The following is a 5,016-nucleotide window of genomic DNA, read 5'->3' as shown; positions in this document are numbered from 1 at the left end:
TCCGTCTCATGACTCAAAAACCCCGCCGCCGGCCGAACCAAAAATACCAGAATCAATACCGCTATTGTGAGCTGTCTCATCTCGTTCCCCCTTTTCGTTTTTCCCAGAAAAGACAACGAAAAAGGGAGAGACCATGCGATCGATGCTGGTCTGTGTGTTCGTGCTCCTGACGCTCCTTGGGGCCCCGGCCCTCGCGGAAAGAGGGCTCGTCGAAGTGAGATACGAAGGAAAGTCCACGGTATGCGAATTCGATCCCGAAAGCGGAAAGATCTACGGGATCGGAAAGGCTCTCAACATCCCCTCGGACGACCTGAGCCTCCGGGATCTCCGGAAGATCTGCAAGGTGAGAGAGGATCGCAAGGAACTGGTCCTTTACGTCTACGGCTGTCGCTTCGGAAAGGGATCCGAACTCTCCTCGGAACCACCCGAAGGCCCTTACGCGGACGATACAAACTTCGACTTCAAGGGCCTCACCTACTCCGGAAATTTTCAATATCTGAAGGACGAAAGAACCGAATTTACCTTTTCAAGGACTACCGCCACCGTTCTTGCGGAAATGGGTCTTAAACGGCCGCTTGATGCCGAAGGCGAGGTGTTCCTCGAAAGTGAACCCTCAAAGATCTCCTTCTCCCTCCTTGCAAGAAAGGGCCGGCTCTCCCTCAAGGCGGGAAGGATCATCGACGAAGACCTCTTCTTCCAGGGCCTGGCCCTGAAATTCTCGGAAAGTAAGAAAAACGACACGGAACTCAAAATCCTCTCCCACGCGGGTTGTACCGCCGACGTCTTCGTCAACGGCCTTCATTACCGCACCGTGAAAATCGACAAAGACCTCTACTACCTCAAGGTCCCCGTAATCTCCACCTCGAACCGGTACGAAGTGATCTTCTACTGTCCGGAAGGAATATCGCGAAAGACCTACCGCTACGAAAAACGCGACCGGACACTGTCCAAGGGTCAAAAGGACCTCTTCCTGGGGATGGATACGAAGGAAGGGGCCCCGTACGTACGCGCCGGCTATGGAATCACTCCCCGGTTTTCCTTCTGGTACGAACGTAGGGACGAAACGGAACGCTCCGGGCTCGTGGCAAGTCTCGGGAGCCGGATCCTGGAACTCTGGTACGGAAAAAGAGACCGGAGCCCTTTCGGTAACATCACCCTATCCGGAGACACCTTCCTGGTCAGAATAGAAAAAGGAGAGGACCTTCTGAGATACGAAGTGGATAAGCGTCTCGCCCTCGGCGGCAAAAATATCTATCTCAGGGCCACGGAGAGAGAAACCGCCCTGGGGACTACCCTTTCCGGAAAATTTCGGAAACGATATGCCTTCCTGAACCTTTCCCTGCTCTTGCCGCCGGCGGTCAAAACCTCTTCCGCCTCCTACACCGAGAAAGGGCCCCGGGTGCGCCTCTTTTCCAGAATACGCCTTTCCCGTAACTGGGATCTCTCGGCCCGCCTGGAACAGGACCGAACCGCCTCCCTCGAACTCGAAAGGATCGCCAAAGGCTGGGGCCGCCTCTCCCTGGGCTACGAAAGAAACCTCGAACAGTCGGCCGATACCTGGTCCCTGGGGCTCGATCTGACCGAGAAAAAGGGCTTCACCTTCTTCGTCAAAGGAAACTACTCCCCAAACAGAAACTACCTTCTCTTCGCCGGGATCCGGGGCTCCTTCCGGAGATCCCGGGGGACCTACTTCGAAAAACCCTTCGAGGGAAAGGGATGCCTGGAGATAGCCGCAGACATCCCTGCCTTCACCGTAACGGTTAAGTCTTGGACCGGAAGAGTCCTCTTCTGCCGTACCGTTAAGGAAAAGGCCTTCATCCCTCTCAAACCCGATGAAACCTACATCGTAGAGATGGAAGAGGGGTTACAAGAGGGAAAGCTCTACGTCCCACAGCAAAAAACCTACACCATACACACCTTCTTCCATGCCTGTAACGTGCTGCATCCGGTCTTCGAGCCCGTGAAGCAGGTCTCCGGACGTTCGGAAAAGGAATGGGGAGAGGTCCTCCTGCACTGTACCTGCTCCGACGGAAAAACCTTCAAGCGTAAGGCCCCGATCTTCATGCACGAGTGGACAATCCCTGTCCCGGAGGACTGCACCTGCAAGGTAGCAGAGTAGACTCGGCCCTCGTTCCCTCTACGCCTTCTCCTCAAGGTCCATGGCCTCCGCTTCCGCCGGCGTGTCGTCTCCGGAAGAGGGCTCCTCTTCCGCCGCCCGGGTGAGAAGTATGTCCTCTCGCCTTACAAAGATTTCCTCCTCCGGCATCACGTCCTTGAACCATTTCTTCGCCACCTTGGACCTGGTGGCCGACCCATCGGGCAGGCGAATGAAGCATTCAAATTTCTCAAGGGCTGCTATCTCGGAGGGGAGAACCAGATACCGCTCCTTAATCTCCCTAGTGAAAGAGATCGAATCCCGAAAATCCTCGGGACTCATGGTGTGCTGGACCCGGGGCTCCACAATCTCAACTTTTCCAAAATTTCTGGCGATGAAGTTACAGGTAAAATCGTCCTCCACCTTGAGGGTAACCAGGGCCCCGAGGGCGTTGTATAGTGAGTTGATTAGTTTATCGCCGTATTCCTCTCTCAGGCGGCCGAGATCCTGGTTTCCTATTACCACGGAGGCGCCCTTCGAGCGTCCCAAAGTGAGGAGTTTGATTAGGGTCGGGATTTTTTGCATCGTTCCGAGCTCATCGAAGAAATAAAAGATCCTTCGGTCCAGCTTGTCCGGGAGCGAAAGTGTCTCCCTCGCCAGGATGTCCACCACCACGGCCAGAAAAGACCGGTAGAGCGCTTCCTGCTCAGGGCCGTTTTCGAGGAAGAGCCAGTTCTTCCTTTCCGGATCCCGGATCCACTCGCGAAAGGAAAAAGGGCCGTCCTCAAGATACTTGAGACCCTGGATGTAGATTATCATCGTGCCCATCACCGCCGCCGCCTGCTTCGGAGCCTTGTCTCCTCCCAGGACCTGAAGGGCCATCGCGGCCTCCCTCAGCCTGTTTTGCCACCCTGATAGCAGTTCGATTAGCCCCTCAGGGGAGAGCGTAAGAATCTCAAAGAGACGCCTGTTCGTCGGGTTGCCTTCGAGTTTCGCGATGAGTATTGCGCTTCTTACAAGAAGCCTCGCCGCGTTTACCCAGAAAAGATCCCCTCCCGCCGGTCGATCGGGGATGAGGGCCCCCGCAAACGCCGCCACGTCGGTCTCCGTTTCGAGGTCGTTGAATATCGTCCAGCCCGCACTTCGAACATCCAGGGGGTTGAAGATTGTGTCCCTTGAGGGATCGTAAAATTTCCGTAGGAAGTCTCCCTTGTAGCCGTAGATCACCACCTTTTCGTCCCGTAGATTTGCAAGCTGCTGACAGATAAGGGTGGTCTTACCCGTTCCGGGGCGGCCGAAGATGCCTACGTGCGTGGTCTCGTCCTCGAACGGAAGGCTTACGCCCTCGGCAAGGACCAGCCTGTTCTTGCGCTTTCTATATTTTCTGGGAAGGTCCCCGGGGGCGACCAGCTTCCGACCGCGGACGATTTCTTCCTTGTTGATCTCCGCTGCACGTCTTTTGTAAAATCTCCAGGTTAAAAAAAGTGCGACCAGAGGAACCGGCATCGTCCATGCGAGCGCAAGCCCATAAGTCTTCAACATGAGGAGCCCGTACCAATCGATAAAGGCGTGCCCGTCGACAGGCCTCAAAAAGCCCTCCGGCCAGTCGACTACGTATCCGCAATCCCCAAACTTTTTGAAGCGTCCTTCTTCGTAAAGGGGCTCGCAATAGTAAAGCCTAACGGCACCCGTGATGAGGGGCGGAAGCCATTTCTCGGTGTGCGAAAGCATTGCCCCCTGGTAGGCCAAAATCCGGATCCTCGCCCAGGCCCACGAAGGGATGGTCCACGGATCAAGTCTGTACTTCAAGAGGGTTACACCGGCCGCAAGTGCGATCCAAATGACCAGGCCCACCAGGGCCGTAAAAATCATCGCCTTCCCGGTCATCCTGGCCCTGGCGGAATAGTCCTCAAAACCTGCCCAACCACCCGGCTTTCTCTTGATGCGCTCCATGTCTGCCTCCTTTTTTGAAAAGAACAACGAAATCAGGTTTCGTTGTCCCCTCCAGAAAAAACTCAAAAGGAGGTTGCTATGAGAAAGGTTCTTTTGTTTTCGGTCGTTTGGTTGGCCATGGTAGCCCTGCTTCAAGGTCTCGCTTCGGCTGAAACGGCAACCGCAAACGTCACCGGTACCCTCTACTCCTCTTCAAGCATCACTGTGAACAAGGTCTCCGATCTGAGCTTCTCCGCCGTGGTCGCCGACTCCGGAGAGACCGTGGATTTCTCCACGACCGGAAGTTACACTCCTGCCCAGTTCGAGGTCTCCGGTGCCGCCGGCGCTTCGGTCTCCATCACCGTCCAGTCCACCGGATCGAGAGACGGTTCCGTGGACGTCGTGGAAGAGGCCTCGGGGTATCATTTTGATCTCACCGTGGTGTGTAGGGTTTCCGCCGACGCCATGCCCGCCTCTCCAACCGACGGCGTGGATTGCGACTCCGGTATCACCATCCCTGACGCTGGTACCGTTTACGTGGCCGTCTTCCCCTCTCTTCTCCAGAAGAACCTGGCTTCCGCCTACTACCCCTTCCCCGGAACTTATTCCGGTACGGTCACCATCGAGGTGAACTATGAATAAGGTGATCCTGGGACTCGTAATTCTTCTGACGATGGCGGCGAACGGAATCGCTCTTGAGATCTCTCCACCGCCACACGGTTGCCACAAAGGGACGGTGTGTGAGCTACGCTTGAAGGGCAACGACGAGCTGGTCAACGTCCGTCCGGACGAAGGCCTCAAGGCCTTTCCGAAGACCTTCGTCCTGCACGGAAATCGACGTGTACTACTCGCATGCGAAAAGACCGGAACTCACCGCGTGAAGGTCTGCTATACCTCCGAACCGAAGGCCGAAAAAAATCGAAACGGAATCGTTCGAAGTGTTCTCTGCGTCTCCTTCAAGTTGCAATGTGACTGATCCTCCATCCCTC

The 5,016-nt window shown here is 55.7% G+C and carries 4 protein-coding genes; 3 read left to right on the top strand and 1 reads right to left on the bottom strand.

Features of this window, described 5'->3' with window-relative positions; translation table 11 throughout:
* Positions 1-142 precede the first annotated feature (142 nt).
* On the top strand, positions 143-2,119 hold the full coding sequence (locus TH606_RS10955) for a hypothetical protein (RefSeq protein WP_197460576.1): 1,977 nt from the start codon (positions 143-145) through the stop codon (positions 2,117-2,119).
* Between the two features lie 18 nt (positions 2,120-2,137).
* On the opposite strand, the gene TH606_RS10950 is transcribed toward TH606_RS10955, so the two are convergent.
* Complete coding sequence (locus TH606_RS10950; RefSeq protein ID WP_068544006.1) at positions 2,138-4,048, bottom strand: type IV secretion system DNA-binding domain-containing protein; 1,911 nt, start codon at positions 4,046-4,048, stop codon at positions 2,138-2,140.
* 78 nt (positions 4,049-4,126) lie between these two features.
* Between TH606_RS10950 and TH606_RS10945 the strand changes: the two genes are divergently transcribed.
* Together TH606_RS10945 and TH606_RS10940 are read left to right on the top strand one after the other, a co-directional pair.
* Entirely contained in the window at positions 4,127-4,669 is a 543-nt protein-coding gene (locus tag TH606_RS10945; protein WP_068544003.1) for a DUF4402 domain-containing protein, read from the top strand.
* Positions 4,662-5,003 (top strand): hypothetical protein, encoded by a 342-nt coding sequence (locus tag TH606_RS10940; protein ID WP_068544000.1) that lies wholly within the window; start codon positions 4,662-4,664, stop codon positions 5,001-5,003. Before TH606_RS10945 ends, TH606_RS10940 begins: the two co-directional genes overlap by 8 nt.
* Positions 5,004-5,016 lie beyond the last annotated feature (13 nt).

The sequence above is a fragment of the Thermodesulfatator autotrophicus genome (assembly GCF_001642325.1).
Lineage (GTDB): Bacteria > Desulfobacterota > Thermodesulfobacteria > Thermodesulfobacteriales > Thermodesulfatatoraceae > Thermodesulfatator > Thermodesulfatator autotrophicus.
This window is presented reverse-complemented; position numbering and strand designations above follow the sequence as displayed.

Excerpts from the sequence above, each read along its gene's own strand:
- TH606_RS10955 (WP_197460576.1), top strand. The coding sequence starts at position 143 with ATGCTGGTCTGTGTGTTCGTGCTCCTGACGCTCCTTGGGGCCCCGGCC.
- TH606_RS10950 (WP_068544006.1), bottom strand. The coding sequence starts at position 4,048 with ATGGAGCGCATCAAGAGAAAGCCGGGTGGTTGGGCAGGTTTTGAGGAC.
- TH606_RS10945 (WP_068544003.1), top strand. The coding sequence starts at position 4,127 with ATGAGAAAGGTTCTTTTGTTTTCGGTCGTTTGGTTGGCCATGGTAGCC.
- TH606_RS10940 (WP_068544000.1), top strand. The coding sequence starts at position 4,662 with ATGAATAAGGTGATCCTGGGACTCGTAATTCTTCTGACGATGGCGGCG.